The following is a 630-nucleotide window of genomic DNA, read 5'->3' on the forward strand; positions in this document are numbered from 1 at the left end:
GGACGAGGTCGAGCGTGCCGGCCATGGCGCCCAGGTGAATGCCCTCGGCGGTGGTGCCGCCCTGAAGGTCGGCCACGTCTCCGGTGAGCGCCTCCTGGCAGTACTTCCAGGCGCCGGCCCGGCGGGCGCGGGCCAGTACCCATCCGTGGACCAGGCCGCTGAGGGTCGAGCCGTGGCTGGTTCTGCGCAGGTAGTAGTCGACGGTCGTGCGCCAGGTGTCGTCGTCGAGTTCGTACCCGAGGCGCCGGAAGAGCGCGGCGAGTTCGGCCGGTGGGAAGAGGTAGCCGAGCATCAGCACGTCGGCCTGTTTCGACGCCTGGTAGGCATTGACGGTGTCGCCCTCGGCCTCCAGGATCCGGTCGAGGCGCCGGATGTCCCCGTGCCGGGTCCGGAAGGCGTCCCAGTCGAGCTCCGTCAGATCGCCGTAGCCCTCGAACTGACTGATGACTCCGCGGTGGAAGGGCACCCGCAGCCGGTGCGAGACGTCCTCCCAGAGTTCGAGCTCTCCCGCGTTTAGCCCGATGCGCTCGAAGAGCGCCTGGCGGCGTGGGGCGGGCAGGCTTCCGGCGAGTTCCAGAGCACGGGCCAGGACCCATGCGGCTGTCACATTGGTGTACGCGTTGTCATCGA

1 pseudogene is annotated in these 630 nt (G+C 69.4%); it reads right to left on the reverse strand.

Going from position 1 to position 630, the window contains the following annotated elements:
* Positions 1–630: pseudogene (locus O3X23_RS43890) on the reverse strand (glycoside hydrolase family 65 protein); the annotation flags it as partial.

Origin of the sequence: Streptomyces sp. H39-S7 (assembly GCF_027158205.1) — a bacterium.
Lineage (GTDB): Bacteria > Actinomycetota > Actinomycetes > Streptomycetales > Streptomycetaceae > Actinacidiphila.